Below are 25,384 nucleotides of genomic sequence, written 5' to 3'. Positions count from 1 at the left end.
CGCAGGGTGGCTTTCATGCGCGAAGGCATAAACGCCATTGAAATACAATGGCACGATTGCAGGAGGCGCCATGTAGTAGCCCATACCTCCTCCAATCGTGCCCAAGGCACCCCACATACCCAGTTTCATCCAGTGCCTGCGCCCGAACAGCTGCCGCACACATTCGGCTTCGGGCGTGTCACTCAGAGATTCTGGTATTGGGGCGTCATCCTCTTGTTTGTCCACGCACAGAGGCTAATTCAATTGTCTGAGTTTAGCGCCTAAGTAGACATTCAGATCTGTCTCAGCTCTATCTTAGCTTCTTAAGACGAATTGAGGGGTGCTATATCGGGCGGCGATTTAAACGGGAGCCAAGACTCATGCTGCAACTCGGGGACTCACAGCGTGTTGAACATGAACGATGAACACCGCCTTCGCAGCCGTGCTCGCACGCGCTGGTGACACGCGGCCCAAACGCGATGTTGTGGATGCACGCATCGTCATCTAAGTGAAAAGCGGTACAGGCTCGATGATTCATTCACCCGTGCAGGTGGGCGGCTATCCGAAGCTGGCCAGCGGTGCGGCACCAGATGACACGGATCATGACGGCTACACAAATCTGGAGGAGTACCTGCATTCGCTGATGGAGTGACCGCGCTTTCGCGTGCGGAGGTTGGGCCTCTGGCCTGAGTACGGACTGGGGCTTCCAGCCTTAGATCCAATCAAAGGCGGGACGCCTCGATCCGTTGACAGGCCGGAGGCCTATCCTCCGGCATGCGCACAAAAAAACCGCCGCCCCGTGAAGGGCAGCGGTTGAGCAGACGGTGTGTTCCTCAGTCTCAGGCCTTCTTGGCTTCTTTCTTCTTCGCAGCGGCTTTCGGCCGTTCAGGCGGAGACAGCGGCTCCTCGGTGGGAGCTGGAGGCATGGGGATGAGGGGGAAGGGATTGGCCTGTGGCTCCATGGCGTACTCGCGGTCTTTGAGGATACCAGGCTGTGGCACAGGGTACTTGCCGTTCGCATCAGCGATGAGCGGCGCAGGACCGTCGTTGGTCAGCTTGTCCACGCCTGGAGCGAACTCGAACGCGCTGTTGATGTAGTCATCGTAGCGAACGACCTGGCCGGTGTGCGCGGCGGCACGGCCCATGGCGGTGGTGACGCTGGACTTGATGCCGCGCTCCACTTCATTGTAAGGCTTGTCGGCAATGATGGCGTCGATGAGGTCCTGCCACTCGAGGTCATACGGATTCGGCTCCGGCTGCTTGCCGCGCCAGATGATGTTGGAACGCTGCATCTTCTGGCTGTTGAAGGTCATCGCCTTGGAGGGGAAGTGACCGGCGGTGGAGACGATGGCGCTGCCCTTCGTGCCATGCACCTGGGTGGCAAACTGGTTGTGCGTGCCGATGGCGGTGCGGCCTTCGAGGAAGAGCTTGGCGCCGTCTTTGAAGGTGTATTCGCAGCTGTAGTGGTCGAAGTTCTGATCGATGTAGTCACCGCGGTCGCTGCGGCCGCCGCTGGCCTGCACTTCCACCGGCCAGTCGTTCTTCATCCAGCAGGCTTCGTCGATGTTGTGGATGTTGAAGTCGCTGAAGCCGCCGCCGCTTGCCCAGAGGAAGCTGTGGAAGCGCTGGATCTGCCACTGCAGTTCGCTGGTGTCCACTTTCGGATCGCGTGGCAGCGTGAAGGCGGAACCCACGGGACCTTGCATGCGGTAGGCGCGCATCATGAGGAGATTGCCGATCTCACCGTCCTGAATGCGGTTGAAGAGTTCGCCACGGACGCGGCAGTGGCGGCACATGAGGCCCACGCCGACTTTGAGATTCTTCTTCTTGGCCTCTTCATTCAGCGCCAGCAGGCGGCGTGCGGTGGGGCCGTCGGTGCAGATCGGCTTTTCCATGAAGATGTTCACACCCTTCTCGATGGCGTATTTGAAGTGCACCCAGCGGAAGGCCACCGGCGTGGTGAAGATGGCCACGTCGCCTTTGCGCAGCGAGTCGATGGCGTGCTTGTAAGCGTCGAAGCCGATGAACTTCGCGTCTTCAGACACGGACATGCGGTCGGGGTGCTTGGTGCTCAGCGCTTCAAAGCTGCCCTTGAGGCGTTTTTCGGAAACGTCCGCCATCGCCACGAGGCGGGTCACACGCTTCTGGATGCCCATGGCATTGCTTGCAGCACCGGTGCCACGGCCACCGCAACCGATCAAAGCCGTGCGGATTTCATCACTGCCAGCGGCATGCACATTGGGAAGGGTGATTCCGGAGAGCACGGACAGACCAGCGGCGGTCTTCGTGGTGGTTTTGAGAAATTCGCGCCGGGATGAAGCGGCAGGGTCGGTGATAATGGTATTCATGAGGAGCACTTTTGTACGTTGCCTCATGGGCAGAGTTTGCCAAAGAATCTTCGCCGATAATTTCTGCGGAGGCAAAAATCAGCTGATCATTCCGCCGCGGGCGGAGATTTCTGAAAACGCGCGTGTCAGGGCGTTGTTCAGTTCATGCAGCGTCGCTTGTTCGAGCTGCGGGTCGAGCGTCGCCGTCAAAGTCGGTGGCAGGATGATCGCCTGATGCACGGCTGAAACCGCTTTAACGGGCGCCTGAGGTGGCAGCACGGCAGGAGCCGGTGCTGTGGGAGCCGATGTGACTGTCGAGAGAGTCGGTTCCACCGCAACTGGCAGCGTCACGGGACGCGGTGCTTCAAACAGAGTGGCCATCGAGTGGGTGCACTTCGACTCCTCCGCATGCGTGGCGGCACAGAGCTGCCTCAAGGACGCGAGTTGGGCATCGAGCCGATGGTTAAACCACTCCCGGGTGCGCTGAATGTCCTGCACCAGCGCGGCCAGCTCATTGGCGAAAAGGTCTCCAGAGCGAACAGGCAGGCCGGGCGGTAGAGTGGCGTTGGATGTTTGAAGGCTCATGCAAAGTCAAACATATTAAAATTCCCATAAATAATCAAGTCTTCTTCACTCTCAATCCTATAGAATTTCAAAATATTGCCCTTCTCGCTCTCTAAATTTTTAAGTTTGGAACCACTGTAAATGGATGTTTAGGGAAGCGCACATGGAATTCTTCTCTTCCCTCTAAAAGGCTCATAGCAGGCACAAATACCCAAACGCAGAAGGATGTAAAAGCAGCGCCGTTGGGCTCAGGGTTTCTTCTTCTTGCCCTTCCCTGCCCGCTTCTGAACCAGCGGCCAGTCGGGATCAGCCGTGCGGGAGGACTCCATCAGCGCGGCGGCTTTGGCCACGAGATCGGGCTTCTCTTTGGCGAGGTCATGCGTCTCTGCCGCATCGGCCTTGAGGTCGTAGAGTTCGATGGGACTCTCTGGGCCGTTGCGCACGGCTTTCCAGTCGCCAAAGCGTACCGCCTGCAGTGAGGCCCCTTCGTGCAGTTCCCAGTAAAAGTGATCGCGCTGCGGTGCCGGGCCGCCTTTGAGGAAGGAGACCAGCGAGAGGCCGTCGGTCTTGCAGGCGGCAGGAATCTTCGCGCCGGCGAGTTCGGCGGCGGTGGGCAGGAAATCCCAGAATGCCCAAGGCTCATTTGTCACGCGTCCGGCAGGCACCTGACCGGGCCAGCGTGCCAGTGCGGCCTGCCGCAGCGCACCTTCATACAGGCCGCGCTTGTAGCCACGCAGGCCGTTGGAGGCCTGCTCAAAGAGCTTCCCCATTTCGGACTTGGGATCAAAGGACGAACCGTTGTCACCTGCCGTCATCACGAGGGTGTTGTCATCAATGCCGCATTCTTTGAGCGTGTTGAGCAGGCGGCCCACATCGCTGTCCAGGCGTGTGACCATGGCGGCGTAGTTCTTCTGCATCTCAGTCCACGGCTTGTCCTTGTAGAGGCCCTGGTCGTCGATCTCGAAGTTGCCGTGCGGCAGCGTGATCGAGTAATAGAGGAAGAAGGGACTAGACTTGTGCTCGCGCACCCAGCGCACGACTTCATCGGAGATGAGCTGCTGCGCGTAGGTTTTGCCCACGCCTTTGCCGGTGTTGCCGGGCAAATCGAAGCGCTGGTCGTTGTTGTAGAGGTAGGTGGGGAAGTAGCTGTGCGCGTGGCGCTGGCAGTTGTAGCCGTAGAAGTGGTCAAAGCCGAGTTTGAGCGGGCTCCCGGTGGTGTCGAACATGCCCATGCCCCACTTCCCCATGCAGGCGGTGGCATAGCCCGCATCATGCAAAATCTGCGCCACGGTGATCGTGCCCGCTGGCAGCGGCTTCTGGCCTTCCGCACCGATTTCGCGATTCGCACGGATCGGGCAGTGGCCGGTGTGCAGACCGGTCATCAGGCATGAACGCGAAGGCGCACACACACTCGTGCCGCTGTAGGCCTGCAGGTATCGGGTGCCCTCCTTTGCCATGCGGTCGAGGTTGGGCGTCTGAATCAGCTTCTGCCCGTAGCAGCCCAGATCTCCCTGTGCGAGGTCATCGCTGAGAATGAAAATGAGATTGGGCTGACCCGCGGCGGCGGTGGAGAGTACGCAGGCGGCAAGGAGCAGGACGAAGGGGCGGATCATGACCCCATGGGAACGCCGGAGCGCATGCGTCCTCGCGGTAGATTTTAGCTTTACGCGAAAAATCGCCCGGGCATGGAACCAGCCAAATGACGAATGAGTAAATCCGAATGACGAAATAATGACCAATGACGAAGCTCGAAGGGCGGAGTGAACTCCCAACGCGTTCTAAACTAAACACGCTGCATTCCGGCCAATGCATTCACCGCACTGCTAGTTAGTGCTTCGTCATTCTTTAGTCATTCGGATTTACTCATTCGTGATTGCACAACCATCTCCTATCGCACCTGGCACACCGTCTTCGCGACTGCTTGGGCGTAGGTATTTGCAATGGTGTTCATGTTCACCGCCAGGCTGTAAAGGCCGCCGATGGCGAAGGCTTTGTTGATGATGAACTGACCGACGGGCACCCGCTTCGGCATTTGATAAACCGTCACCACACCATCCAGATGCATCTGCCCCATGCCAGGCATCGCGGTGCGCACGAAGCCGCTGCCTTTGGTGTAGCGGGTGATGTTGACCACGAGTTCATAGCGGCCTGGCGTTCCCGAGCCGGGCTGTGCCAGAGTCTGCACCGCCTGGGTGATCCGGTCTCCGAGCATCTGGCGTTCTTCTTCAGACATGCGTGCGTCCGTGCTGCTCACTTGCGTGGTGACGCTGTCTCCCTGGCTGATGACCGCCGTGAGAGGCGTGACGTAGACGGCACGCGGCGTGTGGGTGGCGCAGCTGGCAAGCACCAGTGCAACGGCGAGAATGGAGAGATGGCGGAGGGCGTTGTGGATTTTCATCGTGATAGGAATTGAGACGACGGACATCTACGAAATTATCGTTCCAAGACGAGTACAAAAAAGCGGCCCGGAATTGCTTCCGGGCCGCGTGGGGGTTTTGGGTTTTGATTCGCCGCGTGGGTTGGGTCACGCAGCGGTCAAATTGGGGACGGGACAGGAATGTCCCGCTTACGATTACATCATGCCGCCGTGGTCGTGGCCGTGGCCGCCTGCGTCAGCTGCTTCTTCCTTCGGAATGTCGGAGATCAGACATTCGGTGGTGAGGAGGAGGCCGGAGATGGAGGCTGCGTTCTGGAGAGCGCTGCGGGTCACCTTGGCTGGGTCAACGACACCTGCCTTGATGAGGTCTTCATACACGCCGGTGGCGACGTTGTAGCCGTGGTTGCCGGTGCCTTTCTTGACTTCAGCAACGACGAGCGCGCCTTCGATGCCTGCGTTGGCAGCAAGCTGACGAAGAGGAGCTTCGATCGCACGTGCGACGATTTCAGCACCGGTCTTCTCGTCGCCGGTAAGGCCGAGGTCACCGATGGAAGCCTGAGCACGGATGAGGGCGACGCCGCCCCCAGGAACGATGCCTTCTTCGACGGCTGCACGGGTGGCGTGCAGGGCGTCTTCGACGCGGGCTTTCTTTTCCTTCATCTCAGTTTCGGTGGCAGCACCGACGTTGATGACGGCGACGCCGCCTGCGAGCTTGGCAAGACGCTCCTGGAGCTTCTCACGGTCGTAGTCGCTGGTGGTTTCGTTGATCTGGTTCTTGATCTGGGAAACGCGGCCTGCAATGGCTTCGCTGCCGCCTTCGCCTTCGACGATGACGGTGTTTTCCTTGCCGATGGTGATGCGCTTGGCACGGCCAAGGTCAGCGAGCTCGATGTTCTCAAGCTTGATGCCAAGGTCTTCGGTGATGCAGCGGCCGCCGGTGAGGATGGCGATGTCTTCGAGCATGGCCTTGCGGCGGTCGCCGAAGCCAGGAGCCTTGACGGCCACGATGTTGAGGGTGCCGCGCAGCTTGTTCACCACGAGGGTGGCAAGGGCTTCACCTTCGACGTCTTCAGCGATGATGAGGAGGGGCTTGCCGGAGCGAGCGACCTTCTCAAGCAGAGGCAGCATGTCCTTCAGATTGCTGACCTTCTTCTCGTTGATGAGGATGTAGGCGTTCTCAAGGTTGCACTCCATCGTCTCCGGATTGGTGACGAAGTAAGGGGAGAGGTAGCCCTTGTCGAACTGCATGCCTTCGACGACTTCGAGGGTCGTTTCGATGGACTTGGCTTCTTCGACGGTGATGGTGCCTTCCTTGCCCACTTTGTCCATGGCTTCGGCGATGATGTTGCCGATGCTGGAGTCCCAGTTGGCGGACACGGTTGCGACCTGGGCCACTTCCTTGCTGTCCTTGACGGGGGTGGAGATTTCCTTGAGCTTGGCGACGATGGCCTCAGTGGCCTTCATGATGCCGCGCTGAAGCGAGATCGGGTTGGCGCCGGCGGTCACGTTGCGGAGACCTTCTGCGTAGATGGCTTCAGCCAGGACCGTTGCGGTCGTGGTGCCGTCACCAGCGATGTCGGAGGTCTTGGAGGAGACTTCCTTGATGAGCTGGGCGCCCATGTTTTCATAAGCATCTGGAAGCTCGATTTCCTTGGCGACGGTGACGCCGTCCTTGGTGATCGTTGGGCTGCCGAATTTCTTTTCAAGGATGACGTTGCGACCTGCAGGGCCGAGAGTGGCCTTGACGGCGCGAGCCAGCTTGGTGACGCCGCGGAGGAGTGCCTGACGGGCGGCTTCGTCGAAGTAGAGTTGTTTAGCCATATCTGTTTAAGTAGTGTGAGTTGAGGTGGGGTTTGAGGGGGGGATTAGCCGATGATGCCGAGGATGTCGGTTTCGTTGATGATGAGGACGTCATCGCCGTTGAGCTTCACTTCCGTGCCGCCGTACTTGGAGATGAGGACTTTGTCGCCCTTCTTCACGGTGAAGAGGGTGGACACGTCTTTGCCTTCGTCGTCCTTGCCGGTGCCAAGGGCGAGCACTTCAGCTTCCTGTGGCTTTTCTTTGGCGGTGTCGGGAAGGAAGATGCCGCCGGCGGTCTTTTCTTCGCTGGTGGAACGCTTGACGAGGACGCGGCGTCCGAGGGGTGTGATGGAGGTGGCCATAGTTGGTCTGGTTTGTGCTTTGAGGGTTTCTGGTTCTGGTTTGGTTCGGGTTGTCTGCCCGGCCTGCTGTCACACGAGTTGGTGTGCCGGCTGGCCGGGCGGAAATTCATTCGGGGTCGGTGGGCGGTGCCGCAGCGGCTGGCGCCGGAATTGTGTTGGGGACGATGGCGACGCCGTTCGGAGCGCGCTCCAGGCCGCCATAGCTGAGATCCGGGGCTGCCTCGCCGATTTCGCTGACGAGGAAGTCCACGATGCGCTGCGGCTCTTCGGAGAGCACAGACTGCAGCATGCGTGAGGTGCGTGCCTGATCGTAGCCTTTCATGTCCAGGTCAAGCTTCGCAGCACCTTCAAGACCTTTGATTTGTGCGGCGAGATCCACCGTGGAGTTCACGCGCTTCAGCAGCACGGGATCGTTGCCGAGTTTTTTCATCGCCACGGCCAGCTTGTCCTTCACTTCTGGCGTGTTCAGCAGCTCGGTGGCGGTCTTGCCGGGGTACTGTGCGATGATGCTGTCCGCTTCGCTCTTCAAAGCATTGTCTGCGGGGGAGGCGTTCGTCTCAGGCGTCAGGGCACTGGAAATTTCTGACTCGATCTTCGAGTCAGAAACAGCCGCAGGCTTCGGAGCCACGGGTGTTTCAGAAGTCTTGGCAGCCTCGGGCGATTTGCCGCAGGAGGCGAGCGCCAGTGCCGTCATGATGAGAAGGGTGTTCGTCTTCATGCGGCGCGGGGGGCAATGGCTGCGTTGGAGATTTCACGCAGCGCCGTTTTCACAGCGAGGTCGAAGGTTTGGAAGGACTCATAGGGAGAGCCCAGCACTCCGGTCATGCCGCGGATGTCGGAGGTGTTCTCCATGCGGCCCATGACGAACCACTGATCACCGCCTTGGTTTTCGATCAGCGACTTCAGATATTCGATCTCCAGCTTCTTGTTGGTGATCTGGTCGTTCGTGTCGGCGCTTTGATTGGTGAACTGCACCAGCGGCTGGCGGCACAGCAGGATGCCGTAGGCGCGGTTCTGGGCCAGCGAGCAGGTCACCGAATACTTTGCCTGGGAATCCACCAGCGTGTGGGAGGGGTCCGTGCAGCTGATCACCAGCTCCGTCTCAGAGAGCCGGGCGGTGGCACCCATGGGATCCCGTGTGATGCGGAAGCCCTCGGCCTCGGTCAGCCCGGTGAAGCATTCCACGATCTTGTTGAGAAAGGTGCGGCGCATCTTCAGCAGGAGCTCATCATGCCTCGCGAGGAGGCCCTTGGCCTCCCCATCAAGTGCAGACAGTTCCTTGAGCGCTTCCAAACTCATCGTGACATTGGGGTTGAGATGGAAAACGCCGACGCTTTCACAGCCACGGTGCGACCGGAATGGCGACTATTCGTCGCCATTCCAAACGCTGCCTTTGCTGTCGTCGTTCCAAACATTCTCGTGATCAATTACTTGTCCTTGTCCACGACTTCGAAGTCGGCATCGACGACCTTGCCCTTGTCCTGGGACTTCGTTTCCGAAGCACCAGCCTCAGGGGCTGCGCCACCCATTCCGCTCATGTCGGGCATGCCACCGGGGGCTCCGGCGGTTGCGCCTGCGGCGGCAGCGGCTTGGTAGGCGGCGGCGAAGAGTTTTTCGAGTTCTTCGGTCTGGGCCTTCATCTTGTCGGTGTCACCGGATTCGACGGCGGACTTCAAGCTGGTGAGCTTGTCCTTGATCGGGGCGAGCTGGTCGGCTGGGACTTTTTCTTCCCACTCCTTGAGCTGTTTCTCGATCTCGAAGCTGAGGCCTTCCGCCTTGTTCTTCACTTCCACGGCTTCCTTGCGCTTCAAATCTTCGTCGGCGTGCTCTTCAGCATCGCGCTTGGCTTTTTCGATCTCTTCCTGGCTGAGGCCGGAGCTGCCCTGGATGGAGATCTTCTGCTCTTTGCCGCTGACCTTTTCCTTGGCGCTGACGTGCAGGATGCCGTTGGCGTCGATGTCAAAGGTCACTTCGACCTGTGGCACGCCGCGTGGGGCTGGTGGGATGCCGTCGAGCTTGAAGGTGCCGAGCGTCTTGTTGTCGCGGGACATCGGGCGCTCGCCCTGCAGGACGACGATTTCCACGCCGGGCTGGTTGTCGCTGTAGGTGGAGAACACCTGGCTGTGCTTCTTCGGAATGGTGGTGTTGCGCGGGATCATCGGGGTGGCCACGCCGCCTGCCGTCTCGATGGAGAGGGTGAGCGGGGTCACGTCGAGGAGGAGCACGTCTTTGACGTCACCTTTAAGCACACCGCCCTGGATGGCAGCGCCGATGGCGACGACTTCGTCCGGGTTCACGCCCTGATGCGGGTCTTTGCCGGCGAGTTTCTTCGCGGTCTCAACGACCTTCGGCATGCGGGTCATACCACCCACGAGCACGAGTTCGTCGATCTTGCTGGCGTCGAGTTTGGCGGCGGCAAGGCAGTCACGGACGGGCTTGATGGTGCGCTCGAACAGGCTGTCCGTGAGCTGCTCCATCTTGGCGCGGGTGAGGGTCTTCATGATGTGCTTCGGCCCGGAGGCGTCGGCGGTGATGAAGGGGAGATTCAGGTCGTAGCTCTGGCTGGAGCTGAGGGCGATCTTGGCCTTTTCAGCTTCTTCCTTGATGCGCTGAAGCGCGTCAGGCTGGCCGCTGAGGTCGATGCCGCTGTCGGTTTTGAATTCGTTGACGATCCAGGTGATGAGGGTGTTGTCCCAGTCGTCACCACCAAGGTGGGTGTCGCCGTCCGTGGCGAGCACTTCGAAGACGCCGTCGCCGATTTCGAGCACGGAGATGTCGAAGGTACCACCGCCAAGGTCATACACGGCGACTTTTTCGTCCGACTTGCTGTCGAGGCCGTAGGCCAGGGCGGCTGCGGTCGGCTCATTGATGATGCGGCGCACGTTGAGGCCGGCGATTTCACCAGCGGCCTTGGTGGCGTTGCGCTGGCTGTCGTTGAAGTAAGCGGGAACGGTGATGACGGCTTCCGTGATCGTTTCGCCGAGCTTGGCTTCTGCGTCGGCCTTCAGCTTGGCCAGGATCATCGCGCTGACTTCCTGAGGGCTGTAAACTTTCGTTTCGCCGCCGACTTCGACCTGCACGTGGGCGTCGCCATTGGCGGCAGCCACGATCTTGTAGGGCATGCGCTTGTCGGCTTCGGTGAGTTCCACGAACTTGCGGCCCATGAGGCGCTTCACGGAGAAGACGGTGTTGCGGGGATTGGTGACGGCCTGGCGCTTGGCAGCCTGACCGACGACGCGTTCGCCGCTCTTGGTGAAGGCGACGATGGAAGGCGTCGTGCGTGCGCCTTCGCTGTTTTCGAGCACCGTTGCTTTGCCGCCTTCAAGGACGGCCATGCAGGAGTTGGTGGTGCCGAGGTCAATGCCGAGGATTTTGCTCATGATTTTGGGGTTGGGGGGAAAGAGATACTGAGGGTTTTGGTGCTTCTTACTTGGCTAGATGTGTGCCAAGTGGGATTTTTGAGACTCAATGTATTGATTGTGAGTGATATAATGAGTTATTGGCACAATTATCAATGAGTCAATAATTGTGCCAAAGTGCCAAAATGTGGCACACTTGCGCTGGCACTTGGCACAATTGGGGCACAGCTCCTCAGCGAATTCTCCAAGTGGTGAATCAAGAAGCGCGTGCCATGGTGTGCCGCATGTCTCTCCTGAAAATTGCTTTGGGCGTCAGTGTTCTGGTCCTTTGTGCCTGTGCTTCCGTTCACGGCTCCTGGCTTGGAGAACTTAAAGGCCGTGCAGATGCGCGGAAGGATCTGCAGTCGGACAAACTCAGAGTGGAGACCATGGGGTTTCCGCCAGCACCGTGGGAAAAGACGTACGAGCGGACAATGAAGGAGCGGTATGGCATCGAATTCCAAAGGGTGGCCGGGTGCGTCGTAAGCGATCGCTTGATTGGCCATGCCAAAGGCTACAACGAAATCATGGGGGCGGAGATTACCCGGCGGTTTGGGGCCGATGTCTTGAAAAAAACGGCGGATGAAGCCAGGAAGAAGACACCAGCGCCTGCACTCTGACTCCTTCCGCCAGCTTGTGAAAAGTTTCACAATCTGATTGCCGCCCCTGCGCAGGGGGCGTAATTCTCAAGGTCCCAAAATACTCTGACTCCCATGGTCGCTCCCGCTGATACCTCCGTTGCTGCTTACGACTCGAAAGTCGAAGGCAATATCATCTTCACCAAGATGGACGCCGCCATCAACTGGATGCGCAAGAACTCCATGTGGCCGATGCCGATGGGTCTCGCCTGCTGCGCCATCGAAATGATGGCCGCTGCCTGCAGCCGTTATGACTTGAGCCGCTTCGGTGCGGAAGTGATGCGTTTCTCCCCCCGCCAGGCCGATGTGATGATCGTGGCCGGCACCGTGACTTACAAGATGGCCCTCGCGGTGAAGCGCGTGTGGGACCAGATGCCGGAGCCGAAGTGGTGCATCGCCATGGGCGCCTGCGCCTCCAGCGGCGGCATGTACCGCAGCTACGCGGTGCTCCAGGGCATCGATCAACTCATTCCGGTGGACGTTTACATCTCCGGCTGCCCTCCACGCCCCGAAGCATTGCTTGAAGGCATGATGCGTCTGCAGCGCAAGATCGAAACCGAGCACTCCTTCACTGAGCAGAAGAAGGAACTCCTGGCCGAACTCACCGCTTAATTTTTCACGACCATGAATGCCGCCCAAATGGTTGAAGCCCTGAAGCAGAAATTCGGTGATGCCGTGCTGGAAACGAAGGAGTTTCGTGGCGAACACACGCTCGTCGTCAAGCTCACCAACGCCAAGCCGCTGCTCGCGTACTGCCGCGATGAACTGAATTTCGACTACCTCGTGGATGTCTCCAGCCTTGATTACATGGGCAAGGAGCCGCGCTTTGAGATGGTGTATGAGCTCTATGGCTACGGCCATCTGCAGCACCTGCGTGTGCGCGCCGCTGTGGCTGAGGATGTGGAAGTCCCCACCGTCAGTGACATCTGGCCCACCGCCAACTGGCATGAGCGCGAGGTGTACGACATGATGGGCATCAAGTTCAGCGGCCATCCCGACATGCGCCGCATCCTCATGTGGGAGGGCTATCCGTTCCACCCGCTGCGCAAAGACTTCCCGCTCGAAGGCAAGCCCAGCGACATGCCCGACGTGGGCTTCACCAAGACCGCACCGATGGCGGACGGTCCCTTCGTGACCAGCGCAGGCACCGGCGATACTGTGACGCGCGAGCCACGCTCCCGCAGGCCCACGGAGTAACGCCGAATCGTGCAAGCAGATGCTGTGCGGGCTGCGTTGTACCGAAAGAGCCCCACGGCGTCACTCGTTCCATTTCTTTCCCATGACACGCACTCATCTCACCACCGTACTCGGTCTGGCACTGGCCACGACTGCCTTCTCTGCTGAATCCACCGACTGGGGCACCTTCCGGGGTCCTTCCGGCAATGGCGTCGTCCCCGCCCTGGCCAATGCCAAATGGAGCCTCAAGCAGGTCTGGAAATCACCCACCAATCTCGGCTTCAGCTCCTTTGCTGAGTCAGGTGGCAAGGTGTACACGCTCGTCACGGGCGAAAGCGACGGCAACAGCGGTGAAACCATCGTCTGCCTCGATGAAAAGACCGGCAAGCAACTGTGGAGCAAGCCGCTCAGCATCGTTCCCAAATACACCGGCGGCGGTGACTCCGGTACGCCTGACAACAAAGGCGGCGACGGCTCCCGCTCCACCCCCGTGGTCAATGCTGGCAAAGTTTATGTCATTGACTCCATGCTCGGTGTCTTCTGCTTCGACGCCGCCTCAGGCAAGCAAGTCTGGAGCCACGATGTGATGAAGGACAACGCCGGCGTGCAGATCAAATGGGAAAACGCTGCTTCTCCCGTGATCGACGGAGACGTGCTGCTCCTCGCTGGCGGTGGTGCAGGCCAGGCGCTCATCGGCCTGAACAAGAACACCGGCAAGATCGTGTGGAAGGGTGAAGACGACAAGATGACCCACGCCACTCCGGTGCTCGCAGACATTCTCGGCGTGCACCAGGCCATCTTTTTCACGCAGACCGGCCTCGTCGCCGTGGATCCTCAAAAAGGCAGCGTGATCTGGCGTGCCCCCTTCCCCTACAAAGTGAGCACCGCCGCCTCCCCGGTGGTGTTTGAAGACATCGTGTACTGCTCCGCCGGTTATGGCGTGGGTGCCGGTGCGTTCAAGATCAGCAAGAGCGGCGGCAAGCTCGAAGCGACCCAGATCTGGCGTCGTGAAAACCAGTGCTTCAACCACTGGAGCACCCCCGTCGTGAAAGACGGTTACCTCTACGGCATGTTCAGCTTCAAGGAATACGGCGCCGGCCCTCTGGCCTGCGTGGACATCCGCACGGGTGAAGACAAATGGGCGGAAAAAGGCTTCGGCCCCGGCCAGGTCATCCTCGCTGGAGACAAGATCATCGCCACCAGCGACAAGGGCGAAATCGTCGTCGTCGAGGCCAAGCCGGACAAGTACAAGGAAGTGGCGCGCAAAGACGTGCTCGATGGCAAGGTCTGGAGCTACCCGATCCTCGCCAATGGCAAAATCTTCGCTCGCAGCACGACCGAAGGCGTGTGCCTGGATGTGAACTGATCTGGCCCCTGCAACCAGTCTTAAAATTCGAAGCCCGGAGTTCAAAGCTCCGGGCTTCTTTTTGTCCGGGGTCCGTGCAGCCTTGACGCATCGGCGGCTCTAACCGACTCTCAGGGCTCTCTTGACGGCATGAAGTGGCAGCAACGTGTGATCCAATCCTGGCAAAAGGCGCGTGAACTCCCCTATTTGGGACGGAGTTCCTTTGCCGTGGCCATCACCCTGCTGATCATCTCCATGCTGATGGGCTGGCACCGCACGCACCCGGATGACGCGGTAGATGCGGCACTGCAGCAGGCGCAGGTGGCGCAGATGGATGTGCCGCAGGGCATTCTGATCCTCTCGAGAGTGCTGCCTTATCTCAACCTCTGGGTCCGGCTGGGTGTGCCGGTACTGCTCATCGTGATCTGGCGCCGCTGGGGCGATCTGCGCCGCCTGATGCTGCCGGTCAGCATTGCCTCCGTTTCCATGGCCGTGTGGTCCATCGCGAGTGATCTGGTCGATTACATCGCGCATTCGCACATGACGGAAATTGGCGAGCCGCCGGCGCCGCTGGCCTTTGCCTTCAAGCTCGTGTTCATCGCGCTGGTGTTCCTCTCGGTTCCCTTTGCCCTGCACTACTACCGGCGCATCGGCATCCTGGAGCGCTACACACTGCGCACCTTCCTGCATCCGCTGGTGTTCTGCTTCGTGTCCTTCTTCACCCTGTGGATCATCATGGATCTGCTGGACAATCTGAAGGACTTCCAGGAGTCCAAAATCGGCGTGGTACGGGTGATCACCTTTTATCTGGGGATGATCCCCTTTGTGTACACGCAGATCCTGCCGGTGGCCCTGCTGCTGGCGGTGCTGTACTCCCTCACCCGCATGTCGAAGGCCAACGAGCTCATCTCCATGCTGGGCACAGGCCAGAGCCTGCTGCGGGTGCTGCGCCCGATCTTCGTCTGCAGCGTGTACGCCTGCCTGCTGAACATGGCGGCCAGCTACTACTGGGGGCCGCGTGCCGAAGGCGGTCGCGACGCGAAGGTTCGCGGCATGAGCGTGCATGCGGCGGATTCCATCATGGCGTTCGGCATCATGTTTCAAAATGAGCAGACCCACCGCAACTGGTACGTGGCCACCTTTCCCTTTTCCCTGCGCAGCGGGCATGAGCGCATGCATGGAGTTCAAATCCGCGAGGTCGATGCCCAAGGCCGCCGCTCGCGCACCATCAAAGCGTCCACCGCAGGCTGGTCCCCACGCACCGGCTGGCGCTTTTATGATGGCGAGGAGATGATCTATCAAGACGGCCATCTCGCATCCATCCGGCCCTTTCCCAAAGGTGCAGACGGTCAAAGCGTTCTGGAAGTGAGCGGGATCGAGGAGACGCCCTGGAGCCTTGTGAGCTATGCGCTGCGGCCTGATTTCATGAGTGTGCCGGAGCTGGTCTCCTACCTGAGCGCCCATGCGAAAGCGGCGGAAGACAAGCTCGCGCCCTTTCGCACGCACTTCTGGCAGCGTTTGGCCATGCCCTGGCAGGCCATGGCGTTGGTGCTCGTGGCCGCGCCGCTGGGTGTGGCCTACTCACGCCGGGGTTCGGTGGGTGGCATTGCGGGCAGCGTGTTCATCTTCTTCATCTACATGTTCATGAACAATCTCTGCCTCAATCTCGGCAAAGGCGGACACCTGCCGCCCTGGTTCACCGTGTGGATTCCACATCTGCTGTTTGGCACCCTTGGCCTCGTTCTGTTCCATTACCGCTCGAAGAATCGCGACCTGCCAAGTTTCAAACTGCGTCTCTCCAAGCTCAAGCCCAAGATCGCCCGCCCGCGCAATCGCAGTGGTGGTACGGCGTTGCCCAACGCCCCTGCCGCTTGATATTTTGAACCAGAAACTTAAAAATCGCTGATGCAGCAAAATTGGTCCATTCGCAGCCGTGCACACACCTGCGCCGTCACTGGCCGTCAGTTTGAGGACGGCGAGAGCTTCCACACGACCATCTACTTCGATCCCGAGGAAAATGGCTACGTGCGGCGTGACATCTGCGCCGAAGCCTGGGCGCAGGAGGTGGAGCAGCGCAAGCCCGTGGCCGCCTGGAAAACGATCTATTCCAGAGTCCTCGCCGAGGCGAAGCCCGAGATCACCCCCAAGGAAGGTGCACAGGCCCTGCTGCAGCGCTTCATCGAAGAAGGAGATCCGCGCACCGAAAACGCGCGCTACATCCTCGCCCTCATGCTCGAGCGGAAACGCCAGCTCCACCAGACCGCCGAGAAGGAAGTGGATGGCGCCAAGATGCTCTTCTACGAAAACAGGAAGACCGGTGAAATCTTCATCGTGCGCGATCCCGAACTGAAGCTCAGCGAAATGGCCGACATGCAGGACGAAGTGGCCACCCTCCTGGCCTTCGGTGGCCCTGCCGCCGACGCAGCGAAGGCCGTGGGCGTGACGCTCACTGTGGATGGTGTGGTTCCCAAGCCGGATGCCGAGGCAGCGAAGGAGGCTGAAGCAGCTGCTCCTGCCGAAGCAGCCGATACCGAACCCAAGGTAGAAGCAGAGCCCGACGACGCGCCAGCCGCGGAAGACGAAACTGAAGCAGCCGAGCCAGAATCCGAACCCGTGGCTGAAGAAGTTGCCGCTGACGCGGAAAACGCCGCCGAGCCCGAAGGCGAAACCAGGGTGGAATAGACTTTGTTTCCGAGCCGCGAAACCGCTCTCCACGTAGGTTGGGTGTGTTTGGCGGAAGATGCTTTCTCAATCATCGAAAGACCGCTTCGCCAAACCGCCCGACTCCGGGGCCGTTTGGCAGGCGGAGGTGTTTTCAATGCGCTGTGAGACGGGCGGGCTGTCGCCACACTCATCGTACGACCTAGCAGTCCGCGCCGGCATGGAGCTCCTTGATTTGGAAATCACATCTGATGCGCGGGCTCTACAGCCCCAGCTCTTCGCGCACTTCCACATCATTGATCAATTTTGAATAAGCAGCCTTGGTTGCCCCTGCTGCCTTGCTGGCCTTGCCCACCAGATCCGCCAAGCGTGCATCAGAACGCACCGGATTGAGCACGGAACTGCGGATGATTTCGCCATAAGCGATGAGATTGTCCACATACGGCCAGACGCGTGCGTCCAGCATCGGGCGAAGCTGCCGCAGCTTGTTCAGGCTGTTGCCCAGTTCATCGCCCTTGAGGCTGCTCATGTTCTTGCTCACATCATGGTCGATTGCCGACACAAGGGACTCTGCGCTGTTCTGCGCCGCTTCGATGGAGCCACCGATGGAAAGCGAGCGCGGTGCGCGGCCCTGCAGATACAGCAGCAGGTACTTGGCGGAGTAGCAGTTCGGCGCGGCGGTGAGGAGGGCCTGCAGGCGCTGTGCGGCATGGGGTGTGCGGAGCAGCGGCACGATCTGGCGCGGGTCACGCATCATCACCGTGCGCATGTTGTCAAATTCGGTCAGGGCAGTCTGCAGGGCGGTGGGCCGCTCCATACTTGCCAGCAGCATGGCATCATCGAAGGTCTTGATGCCAAAGACGGTGATGCCCACCAGCGGCGCCGGACCTTCCAGCACCAGAATATCCTGCACGGATCTTTCATTCTTCACCGGCACTCCGACGAGCTTGCAGGAGCCTTTCGTCGCCCCGCGAATCTTCGCCCGCACACCCCCGATGGGCTGCACGCTGCCGTCTGCATTCATGTCTCCCGTCACCGCAAAGGCAGGGTCCCATTTCTTGCCGGTGATCGCGGCTTCCAGCAGAAGGGCGCAGGCCACGGCGGCAGAGGGGCCGTCCTTGCCGATGTACTTGTCTTCAAAGCCGATCTCCAGCAAGTGGCTCTCCGGCCAGCCGCCGTGGCGCAACTGCGAGAACTTGCTGACCTCATTGAGCGCCTTGCTCATGCTATCTCCGACATCTTGATTGAACTTGAGCGTGGAGGGCCAATCCCCCGGCGAAGGCAGGGCGGTGAGGCTCATGCGCGTGACCTGCCCGGCCTCGCCCCCGGAGGAAAGCTGGGAGATCAGCAGGCCGTTCACCTGATTGATGCGTGATTTAAATACCTCCTTGGTGGCCACAGGAGTGGCGGTGACTGGAGGATTGATGACCGGTGTTGGCACACTAACAGGTGGTGGCATGCTGACCGCGGGAACAGGCTTCAAAGGCACGCTGCTGCCGGTCTGATTGTTGGCCTGACTATCGGCAGGCAACGGAGATTTTCCCAAAAAAACGGACTTCAATTGCAGGATCAGTTCAAACCTCGATGGATCGTTTTTATATAAAAAGTACAAGCTCAGTAGCAAAGTCGCCAGAAGAGCATACCCAATCGATTTTCTACTCATAGTCAGGGATGCTATGGGAAATTTTTATGAACCGTCAACCAGCTTTGACCACCCAGTAAAAAAATGTTCTTGGGACGGTGAGTCGCCACTTGTCATCCACGCTCCTCAATTCTAAGTCGCCTCATGTCCCTCCAGCAAGACCGCGAAGAACTCCTCCAGATTCTCAAAGCCAAGTCCATCAAGACCGGCAAATTCACCCTCGCCTCCGGCAAGGAGAGTGATCTCTATGTGGACTGCCGCGTGACCACGCTGGACTCCCGGGGCGCGGTGCTGGTGGGTCGTGTGCTGCATGCGCTGCTGCGTGAAGAAGAAGCGAAGCGTGGCCTCAGCATTGGTTCCCTCGGCGGCCTCACCATGGGTGCGGACCCCATCACTCTGGCTGTGGCCATGAGCTCCAGCATCGCCGGCGATACACCGCCCGTGCAGGCCTTCGTGGTGCGCAAGGAACCCAAAGGCCATGGCCGTGGCAAACGCATTGAGGGGAACTTCATCACGACACAACCCGTCGTTGTCGTCGATGACGTCATCACCACTGGCGGCTCCACGCTGAAGGCCATCGAAGCCATCGAGGAAGAAGGCGGCAAAGTCGCTTTCGCCCTCATCCTTGTCGATCGCTCCGAAGGCGGCCGCGAAGCCATCGAGGCCAAGGGCTATCCGGTGGTGGCTGCGTTCACGCGTGCGGATCTGGTGTAGTACGATGGGCACTCCTGCCCGTCGATCAGCGCTTTCCATGCACCCTCAGTCCCCGAGCTATGGACCGTGCGCATCGCTGTGTGCCGTCCTGCTTCTCTTTGCGACTTCCTGCGTACACAAGAAGGTGGTGTTTGATCACGACACCCAAACTGGGCGAGATACCATGACCTACCGTGGCAAGCCGATCTCTCCCGAGGAATTGTTTGAGCTCGGGGAAAAGGCGGACTTCGATCAGATCGACCTCATCATGAAACAAGACAGCACAACGCAGAAGGTCGATTTCAAAAAATGGCACACCGGCATGCGGCTGCTCCCGGAGGCGATCATGTCGATGCCTGGAGACGTGATGGAATGACGGCTTTTCAGCCTTGCGTGCTCATGGCTCTTTCGCCTAGCTTCGCTGCGTACCAACACCCCAACCCCACTGAATCCATGGCAGCCTACATCATCGGACGCGTACAGGTCACCGACTGGCCCCGCTACTCGGAGTACATGAAGCTGACGCCCGGCATCATTGCGCAATACGGCGGGCGTTTCATTGCGCGGGGTGGTGAGTCCATGACCCTCGAAGGACCCGAAGAGACCGACCGCGTGGTCATTCTCGAATTCCCCACCTTCGATGCCGCCAAGCAGTTCTTCCATTCCGAGGAGTATCAACGCGCCAGGACTCTGCGCGAAGGCGCTGCGGTGGCGCAGTTCTTTGCGATTGATGGCTTGCCCATGACCTAGCTGTTTCTGACTTATGCAATACACCGAATTCAAAGCCGCCATCCAGCAGCACCTGAAACGGAAGCGTCAGGGCGCGACGTGGGTGGAGCTGCGGGAGACGCTTGCGCTGCCCTATGAGCGTGCTTGTCCGGAATGGACGCGCAGGCTGGAAGAGGAGATCGGGCTGGTGCGGCGCAAAGGTGAGGGACGTGCGCTGGTGTGGGCTTTGAAAACAATCGTCCCCAAGGCCAAAGCTCATGTTTGATCACCTCGGCATCTTTGTTTCAGACAGCGCGCGCAGCATCGCATTTTTTGAGCGCTGCCTTGCGCCGCTGGGCATCACCATCGCGCAGCGGCAGCCGGAGTGGGAGGCGGCCATTTTTTCCGGCGCTGCGGAGTTTCCTTTCCTTTGGGTCGGCCCCGCTCGTGGCGACTACTATGGCAAGCCTCTCTCACCCGCTGTACACCGGCCTCTTCATCTGGCCTTCAAAGCTCCGAGCAAACAGGCGGTGGACGAATTTTATGCGCAGGCCCTGGCGCACGGCGGTACGGACAATGGTGCCCCTGAAGACGATGGCGGCTACTACGCCGCCTACGTGCTCGACCCCGATGGCAACAACATCGAGGCGGGTATCCGGGCATGAATGACATCAACTCAAACTCATCCATCCCCACTCTGAGCCCAAGCCTCCCAACGCCATGAAACTTCTTCGCGAGACATCCCTCATACTGCGAAACACTCTTTTCGTGACAGTCGCGGTCATCCTTGGGTTTACCCTTGGCAGCGCTTTGGGGGTGCCGGTCTATCTTCAGGGATTCTGTCTTCTGCCGGCGGCCCTTCTCTTCAACCGGCTGTCTGGCGGTGGTCCTTTTGCGTGGTGGAAGGTGCTGGGCTTTTTGATCGTCCTTTCCAGCATCACGTTCGTGTTCGCCGCGGCCTTCCCTCACCTGCCTCCGAGCTATCGCTCCTGGGGCATTGTGGTGTTTGTGATGCTTGCACCCGTGTCCTCGGTGACGAAATGGCTTGAGCGCCGTTTTGGCAGGACAGCACCAGCGGCTGCGGATTCCCGCTCCAAGTCATCGTGAGACCCTCCGTCATTCGGCATCGGGGTAGCGACACCTTACCTGCCACCTTCGGCTCAACGACAAATCACCCTTATGAAATGGTCTTGGAAATCATTCGGCCTGCAGTTCGCCAGCGCTCTCGTTTTGGGATGTGCCTTCGTATTCTCGATTCGCTCGTGGATTGATGGCAGACAAGGCGAAGGGGATTTGGATGCCAGAGTCCTTTCGATGGGACTCGGAGGGTTGCTGGCCCCGGTGATTCCTGCTCTCCTCACTGGCTGGAAGGGGTGGGCTTTGAAGCCGTTGCTCGTGGCGGGTGTGATTGTCTCAGCCCTGTACATTGGCAAACCAGAGGCTGGTATTATGGGTCTGCTGGTTGCGGTGGTCTGTTATTCCATCGCACGCAAGGTGCGCGCCATCGCTTTCTACTATGCACCTGCCGGGGATGTGAACTCCGATGCACCGGCCCCTCAACCCCATAGCGTGCCCACGGGCCAAGCACCGAAGATAAGATGAGCATCACCTTCAGAGCACTCACCCGAGATGATGAGGCCGTTCTACAGGCCGTCGCTCCAGATGTCTTCGACAAGGCAGTCTCGTCCGTTTTAGCCTCGGAGTTCCTGCGTGATCCACGCCACCATATCACCGTCGCCATCGACGACGGCATCGTGATTGGGTTCGCTTCTGCGGTGCACTACGTTCATCCGGACAAACCACCTGAACTGTGGATCAATGAAGTGGGCGTGGCGGAGTCGCACCGGCGGCAGGGCGTTGCCCGCCAGCTCCTGCGCCTGCTGTTTGATCTCGCCCGCTCTTTGGGTTGCCTTCACGCCTGGGTGCTCACGGACCGGGGCAACTCAAGCGCCGTGAAACTCTACTCATCTCTGCCCGGCGTAGCGTCACCAAGGGAGTCGCTCATGTTTGAGTTTGATCTGGATGCCGCCGATGATCCGGCCCAAGTTTGCCCCTAGGCTAGTTTGGAGCATCTTCGTTTCATCCTGCTCACATCATGAAACCGTATCAGACGACCCTTTTTTCTCCTGGTTCTCAGGTCCCTGGCTTGAAGTCACACGCCTGACCCCATATCGACTCCTATGGCACACGGAAGAAAGCGCTCATTCATCGGCGGTGTGGCTGCGGGCATGGCGCTCGCCCTCGTTTCATTGGTGGCCCTGATCTACGGACTCGATATCACCTTTGGGCCGCCGGGTTATCCTCATTTCACCGAGAGGAGCGCGCGGGAGGCGGTCCTTGAATGGGCGCGAGTGAGTGACTTTCCCAAAGACGCGGAAAGCTTCTCCATCACGACCAAGGGGAATATGTTCACGCGGCAGTTTCGCGTCTCTTTTTTCGGAGAACCGAAAGCCATCAGCGACTGGGTGCGCAGTTGTCCCGGCATTTCCGACCCGAAGACCTCGCAGGAAACGTCCGATGACGGGACCGTGACTTATGAGATTCGAACGGGAGGCGGAGCGGCGTTTGCAGAGCTGATCCATCACCCCATCCGAGGCACGGTGGTGATACGCACCTACTGGAGCTGATGCGCTACACTTCTTAGATATGGCTTACGCAAAACCGTGATCACCCAATGAACACCCCGGCTCTTCGAACCATCAGGTCATCCGCAGAGTGGGTGGATTATTTTCACGGCAATGCGAACCAGCAGAAGGACATTCCCTGGGACGAACCGGTCAACTTGTCCGCCGAGGAGCGCGCCGTCATCATCCCCTCGTTGAGAGGATGGCAGCTTGGCGAGACCTCGGACGGCGCCCACCTTCTCGCAGCTTCTCACACTTATGCCGCTGCTCTCGGGGACTCCACCTTTATCGAGGCAGCCCGTTTGTTCATCGCGGAGGAGCAGCGTCACGGCGGCAACCTGGGGCGCTTTCTCGATGGTGCGGGTGTGAGCCGCGCCACCTCCGACTGGGGAGACACCCTGTTCAGGGCGGTGCGGTATTTCGTCCCACGCATGGAGATTTGGGCTACGCCCGTTGTCATGGTCGAGACCCACGCGCTCATTTACTACAACGCAGTTCGCAGGGCGACCCGGTCCGCTGTCCTACGAGGTATTTGCGAGCAGATTTTGTCTGACGAGGTGGCCCACATTCGCTTTCAGTGCGAGCGACTGGCCATGCTGCATCGCGGCCGGTCTGGCTGGCTGCACTCTTTGACGATGCTGTTTCATCGCGGCTTTTTTGCGGTCATCACTCTGGCTGTGTGGGTCGGGCATCGTCATGCGCTCAAGGCAGGGGGTTGTCGCTTCAGCCGCTTTTGGGCCCTTGCATGGAGCAAAATGCAGAATGCCTGGGCGCTGATGAATCCGAAAGCCTACAGCTGGAATGACCCGGCGCCCGGCCATGCCCCGCAGGCCAGGGAGACGCCCGCGGCTGCTTGATCTTCACCCTGCAGGTAAACACGCCCGGCCCCGCCCCGGGTCTGGCAGTACATACCATGATTTAACGCTTTCTGCGATGAAATGCGTTTTTTCTCACCAATCTTCGTTGACAATGCAGACTGCACTCGGGCAAATAATCAGTTCATGATCAATCATCGAGGTTGGACCTACGAAAATATTGCCTCGCATTTTCTTTCGCATCTCTTTTTGCCGACGTCCTTTTTCGCTTTGAATTAGCGACTAAAATACCTAGCGCATTTTGTTTACAAATATCCTGAGTAGCTCAGCGTAGAAAAGAGATGCCTCTGCGCCCAAAATATCAAGTGTTTATCAGTTCCACCTATGGCGACCTACGCCAAGAACGAGAAGCTGTCACATGGGCTATTCTTTCATCGCGCCTAGTGCCGGCAGGGATGGAGAACTTCACCGCAACGGACGACCGGGGCTGGAAGACAATCAAATCCGTCATTGATCGTTCCGATTACTACGTGCTCATTCTGGCGGGACGATACGGAAGTGTCGATGACGATGGGTTAAGTTGGACTGAAAAGGAATATAATTACGCTGTTAGCTGCGGAATACCCGTCCTGGTATTCCTCCGTTCAAAAAAGTCGACAACAGCTGATAGGATGGAAGAAGCTCCTGCCGCGGCGCGAAAACTCGAGAAGTTTAAGTCGAAGGTGCGAAGTTCTCATTTGTGCCAGGAGTGGTCGACGAAAGAAGACTTGGTGGGTCACGTTAATAACGGATTGCGAAATCACATCATTGACGATGAGGATGGGGGACGCAGCCGCCCAGGGTGGTATCGCGGTGATGACTTGCCCAAAAACGCAACATTGGACGAATTTGCCCGGCTGTCAGCCGAGAACGTAAGGCTTCAATCGGAGCTCGACTCGACCTTGGCGATGATAAAGGAAAAGCCTCGGTTAGCCCTCGTGGGTCGCGACGAAAATCTTATGCTGCCAAAGTGTTCGATCGAGCGTCCATTTAAAATTTACAACGCTGGTCTAGAGTCGATAGATAAACTACTTTCGGCGAACTATGGACGGGAGTACTTAGCACTTAATTTATTGACCATTGTCGAGTTGGGAATTCAAAACTTGAGTAGCGCGCTAGTTGAACATGTGGTAATTGACCTGACGTTGAAGCCTATTCGTGGGTTCCGCTGCGGTTGGAATGGCAAAGAACTAGCTGCGGAAGGAGGGCGGAGATCTAATTCTCCCATTAAGGCGGAATTTCGTTTCCGTTATCCAGACTCCGCTCGGTTGGTTTCTAATGACACTCTTAACCTACGTCTGCGCATTCCGGCGGTGCCGGCTGGAGGCACAGAGTATTTGCCTGAATTGCTGGTCCTTGGTCAAGTAGAGCAGCAACGCACTTTTTTTAATTTGAGTTATAAAATTGCAGGAAGTGTGGGTAGTGCCATCTCCGGCAGCATCGACTTCGAAACGGTATTCGAAGGAACAGTACAAATCGCGAAGAGAGAGTTGGACTGGGAAAAGAATGACCGTGAAAAGAAGCACGGCATTTATTTTCCTAACGATATGTTTTTTGCCTGACGAGCATTCGATATGCTGTCCGCACGACTGTGCTGCTTTTACTTTCTAGTAGTGGGCGTTCGAGCGACGAGCAGCAAGCCTGAAGCGGAGCGTGGCGGAATCATGGCCCATCCGTTTCCTGCAGCCGGACTCCGCTGTCCTACTTCACCTTCACCCGCGCATAATAGATCGCGGGTTTGCCCTCGTGGCTTGAGTAATAGGTCACGTGCAGGAGGTCGTCGTGCCAGTAGAGGCCGGGGTAGCTGCAGTCGCCGCCGCTGGGGAGTTCCAGGATGGGGGTGAGGCTGGTGGGGGTCATGGCGAAGAGGACCATGTGGGCGCCGGGTGTGGCACCGAAACCACGGGAGCCGGCGATGAGCTTGCCATCGGGCAGTTCGATGAAGTTCGGGCCGCCGAGGGGCAGGCCGGTGGCGGCGTAGGTCCATTCGCGATACGGGGCCTTGGCCGTGCCGATCACGCCTTTGCGGTCGCCACCCTGACGGGCGATGAGGGCGAGGGCGGTGCCGTCTTTGAGGAAGCGCAGCGTGGTTTCTCCGGGCTGGCCGGGGACGTTCATGAGGGAGGAGAGCTGCCACACGGAGCCGTCCGTGCTGGCGTAGGTTTTCAGCGACCACTCCTTCTCGGGCGCAGGGCCGCCGGAGCTGGGGTGGATGTTGAAGCTGGCGCCGTAGAAG

General features: G+C 59.0%; 29 protein-coding genes and 1 pseudogene. 18 read left to right on the top strand and 12 right to left on the bottom strand.

Annotated features, from left to right (window positions below):
* Nucleotides 1-225: hypothetical protein (locus ACIREA_RS05565; RefSeq protein ID WP_397381272.1), on the bottom strand; the 225-nt coding region annotated here is incomplete at its 3' end.
* A 283-nt stretch (nucleotides 226-508) separates the two neighbouring features.
* On the opposite strand from ACIREA_RS05565, the gene ACIREA_RS05560 reads away from it, so the two are divergent.
* Nucleotides 509-631 carry a hypothetical protein gene (locus ACIREA_RS05560; protein ID WP_397381271.1) on the top strand — a complete coding sequence of 41 codons (123 nt, stop codon included), beginning with the start codon at nucleotides 509-511 and terminating at the stop codon, nucleotides 629-631.
* Between the two features lie 187 nt (nucleotides 632-818).
* On the opposite strand, the gene ACIREA_RS05555 is transcribed toward ACIREA_RS05560, so the two are convergent.
* From ACIREA_RS05555 to dnaK, 9 genes are all read right to left on the bottom strand, one after another.
* Nucleotides 819-2,327 carry a Gfo/Idh/MocA family protein gene (locus ACIREA_RS05555; RefSeq protein WP_397381270.1) on the bottom strand — a complete coding sequence of 503 codons (1,509 nt, stop codon included), beginning with the start codon at nucleotides 2,325-2,327 and terminating at the stop codon, nucleotides 819-821.
* Between the two features lie 78 nt (nucleotides 2,328-2,405).
* Nucleotides 2,406-2,891, bottom strand: coding sequence for a hypothetical protein (locus ACIREA_RS05550; protein ID WP_397381269.1), 486 nt, complete (start codon nucleotides 2,889-2,891; stop codon nucleotides 2,406-2,408).
* Nucleotides 2,892-3,118: 227 nt separating this feature from the next.
* Nucleotides 3,119-4,483, bottom strand: coding sequence for an arylsulfatase (locus ACIREA_RS05545; RefSeq protein WP_397381268.1), 1,365 nt, complete (start codon nucleotides 4,481-4,483; stop codon nucleotides 3,119-3,121).
* Nucleotides 4,484-4,758: 275 nt separating this feature from the next.
* A complete protein-coding gene (locus tag ACIREA_RS05540; RefSeq protein WP_397381266.1) occupies nucleotides 4,759-5,295 on the bottom strand; it encodes a hypothetical protein in 537 nt (178 codons plus the stop codon).
* A 147-nt stretch (nucleotides 5,296-5,442) separates the two neighbouring features.
* Nucleotides 5,443-7,068, bottom strand: coding sequence for a chaperonin GroEL (gene groL, locus ACIREA_RS05535; protein ID WP_397381265.1), 1,626 nt, complete (start codon nucleotides 7,066-7,068; stop codon nucleotides 5,443-5,445).
* A gap of 44 nt (nucleotides 7,069-7,112) precedes the next feature.
* Nucleotides 7,113-7,409: a co-chaperone GroES gene (locus ACIREA_RS05530; RefSeq protein ID WP_377171726.1), complete on the bottom strand. Its 297-nt coding sequence runs from the start codon at nucleotides 7,407-7,409 to the stop codon at nucleotides 7,113-7,115.
* Between the two features lie 106 nt (nucleotides 7,410-7,515).
* The gene (locus ACIREA_RS05525; protein ID WP_397381264.1) at nucleotides 7,516-8,127 is read right to left on the bottom strand and encodes a hypothetical protein; all 612 of its coding nucleotides are present in this window, start codon (nucleotides 8,125-8,127) and stop codon (nucleotides 7,516-7,518) included.
* A complete protein-coding gene (locus ACIREA_RS05520; RefSeq protein WP_397381263.1) occupies nucleotides 8,124-8,708 on the bottom strand; it encodes a hypothetical protein in 585 nt (194 codons plus the stop codon). The genes ACIREA_RS05525 and ACIREA_RS05520 overlap by 4 nt, the downstream gene beginning before the upstream one ends.
* 128 nt (nucleotides 8,709-8,836) lie before the next feature.
* Entirely contained in the window at nucleotides 8,837-10,789 is a 1,953-nt protein-coding gene (dnaK, locus tag ACIREA_RS05515; RefSeq protein WP_397381262.1) for a molecular chaperone DnaK, read from the bottom strand.
* Nucleotides 10,790-11,019: 230 nt separating this feature from the next.
* Here dnaK and ACIREA_RS05510 point away from each other — a divergent pair, with 230 nt between their 5' ends.
* The 6 genes from ACIREA_RS05510 to ACIREA_RS05485 all read left to right on the top strand — a co-directional run bounded on the left by ACIREA_RS05510 (nucleotide 11,020) and on the right by ACIREA_RS05485 (nucleotide 16,648).
* On the top strand, nucleotides 11,020-11,427 hold the full coding sequence (locus ACIREA_RS05510; RefSeq protein WP_397381261.1) for a hypothetical protein: 408 nt from the start codon (nucleotides 11,020-11,022) through the stop codon (nucleotides 11,425-11,427).
* A gap of 93 nt (nucleotides 11,428-11,520) precedes the next feature.
* Nucleotides 11,521-12,057 (top strand): NADH-quinone oxidoreductase subunit NuoB, encoded by a 537-nt coding sequence (nuoB, locus tag ACIREA_RS05505; protein WP_397381260.1) that lies wholly within the window; start codon nucleotides 11,521-11,523, stop codon nucleotides 12,055-12,057.
* A 12-nt stretch (nucleotides 12,058-12,069) separates the two neighbouring features.
* Nucleotides 12,070-12,642, top strand: coding sequence for an NADH-quinone oxidoreductase subunit C (locus tag ACIREA_RS05500; RefSeq protein WP_397381259.1), 573 nt, complete (start codon nucleotides 12,070-12,072; stop codon nucleotides 12,640-12,642).
* Nucleotides 12,643-12,724: 82 nt separating this feature from the next.
* Nucleotides 12,725-13,987, top strand: a complete 1,263-nt coding sequence (locus tag ACIREA_RS05495) for a PQQ-binding-like beta-propeller repeat protein (protein WP_397381258.1) — start codon at nucleotides 12,725-12,727, stop codon at nucleotides 13,985-13,987.
* A 129-nt stretch (nucleotides 13,988-14,116) separates the two neighbouring features.
* Nucleotides 14,117-15,841, top strand: a complete 1,725-nt coding sequence (locus ACIREA_RS05490) for an LptF/LptG family permease (RefSeq protein ID WP_397381257.1) — start codon at nucleotides 14,117-14,119, stop codon at nucleotides 15,839-15,841.
* Between the two features lie 30 nt (nucleotides 15,842-15,871).
* The gene (locus ACIREA_RS05485; protein WP_397381256.1) at nucleotides 15,872-16,648 is read left to right on the top strand and encodes a hypothetical protein; all 777 of its coding nucleotides are present in this window, start codon (nucleotides 15,872-15,874) and stop codon (nucleotides 16,646-16,648) included.
* Between the two features lie 241 nt (nucleotides 16,649-16,889).
* On the opposite strand, the gene ACIREA_RS05480 is transcribed toward ACIREA_RS05485, so the two are convergent.
* A complete protein-coding gene (locus ACIREA_RS05480) occupies nucleotides 16,890-18,086 on the bottom strand; it encodes a S16 family serine protease (RefSeq protein ID WP_397381255.1) in 1,197 nt (398 codons plus the stop codon).
* Between the two features lie 327 nt (nucleotides 18,087-18,413).
* On the opposite strand from ACIREA_RS05480, the gene pyrE reads away from it, so the two are divergent.
* From pyrE to ACIREA_RS05425, 11 genes are all read left to right on the top strand, one after another.
* Entirely contained in the window at nucleotides 18,414-18,983 is a 570-nt protein-coding gene (gene pyrE, locus ACIREA_RS05475; protein WP_397381254.1) for an orotate phosphoribosyltransferase, read from the top strand.
* A gap of 37 nt (nucleotides 18,984-19,020) precedes the next feature.
* Nucleotides 19,021-19,338: a hypothetical protein gene (locus ACIREA_RS05470; protein ID WP_397381253.1), complete on the top strand. Its 318-nt coding sequence runs from the start codon at nucleotides 19,021-19,023 to the stop codon at nucleotides 19,336-19,338.
* A 77-nt stretch (nucleotides 19,339-19,415) separates the two neighbouring features.
* Nucleotides 19,416-19,712: a DUF1330 domain-containing protein gene (locus ACIREA_RS05465; protein WP_397381252.1), complete on the top strand. Its 297-nt coding sequence runs from the start codon at nucleotides 19,416-19,418 to the stop codon at nucleotides 19,710-19,712.
* A gap of 13 nt (nucleotides 19,713-19,725) precedes the next feature.
* A complete protein-coding gene (locus ACIREA_RS05460) occupies nucleotides 19,726-19,956 on the top strand; it encodes a hypothetical protein (protein ID WP_397381251.1) in 231 nt (76 codons plus the stop codon).
* The gene (locus tag ACIREA_RS05455; protein ID WP_397381250.1) at nucleotides 19,949-20,335 is read left to right on the top strand and encodes a VOC family protein; all 387 of its coding nucleotides are present in this window, start codon (nucleotides 19,949-19,951) and stop codon (nucleotides 20,333-20,335) included. The genes ACIREA_RS05460 and ACIREA_RS05455 overlap by 8 nt, the downstream gene beginning before the upstream one ends.
* 55 nt (nucleotides 20,336-20,390) lie before the next feature.
* The gene (locus tag ACIREA_RS05450; protein ID WP_397381249.1) at nucleotides 20,391-20,777 is read left to right on the top strand and encodes a hypothetical protein; all 387 of its coding nucleotides are present in this window, start codon (nucleotides 20,391-20,393) and stop codon (nucleotides 20,775-20,777) included.
* Nucleotides 20,778-20,849: 72 nt separating this feature from the next.
* Complete coding sequence (locus ACIREA_RS05445; protein WP_397381248.1) at nucleotides 20,850-21,272, top strand: hypothetical protein; 423 nt, start codon at nucleotides 20,850-20,852, stop codon at nucleotides 21,270-21,272.
* Nucleotides 21,269-21,727 carry a GNAT family N-acetyltransferase gene (locus ACIREA_RS05440; RefSeq protein WP_397381247.1) on the top strand — a complete coding sequence of 153 codons (459 nt, stop codon included), beginning with the start codon at nucleotides 21,269-21,271 and terminating at the stop codon, nucleotides 21,725-21,727. The genes ACIREA_RS05445 and ACIREA_RS05440 overlap by 4 nt, the downstream gene beginning before the upstream one ends.
* A 123-nt stretch (nucleotides 21,728-21,850) precedes the next feature.
* Complete coding sequence (locus tag ACIREA_RS05435) at nucleotides 21,851-22,297, top strand: hypothetical protein (protein ID WP_397381246.1); 447 nt, start codon at nucleotides 21,851-21,853, stop codon at nucleotides 22,295-22,297.
* Between the two features lie 47 nt (nucleotides 22,298-22,344).
* A complete protein-coding gene (locus ACIREA_RS05430; protein WP_397381245.1) occupies nucleotides 22,345-23,151 on the top strand; it encodes a ferritin-like domain-containing protein in 807 nt (268 codons plus the stop codon).
* 299 nt (nucleotides 23,152-23,450) lie between these two features.
* Complete coding sequence (locus ACIREA_RS05425) at nucleotides 23,451-24,710, top strand: DUF4062 domain-containing protein (RefSeq protein ID WP_397381244.1); 1,260 nt, start codon at nucleotides 23,451-23,453, stop codon at nucleotides 24,708-24,710.
* A gap of 139 nt (nucleotides 24,711-24,849) precedes the next feature.
* Here the strand turns inward: ACIREA_RS05425 and ACIREA_RS05420 are convergent.
* A pseudogene (locus ACIREA_RS05420) lies at nucleotides 24,850-25,384 on the bottom strand (exo-alpha-sialidase); the annotation flags it as partial.

It is taken from the genome of Prosthecobacter sp. (assembly GCF_044373815.1).
Classification (GTDB): Bacteria; Verrucomicrobiota; Verrucomicrobiia; order Verrucomicrobiales; family Verrucomicrobiaceae; genus Prosthecobacter.
Note: the sequence above shows the minus strand (reverse complement) of the source record. Positions and strands in the feature narration are given on the sequence as shown.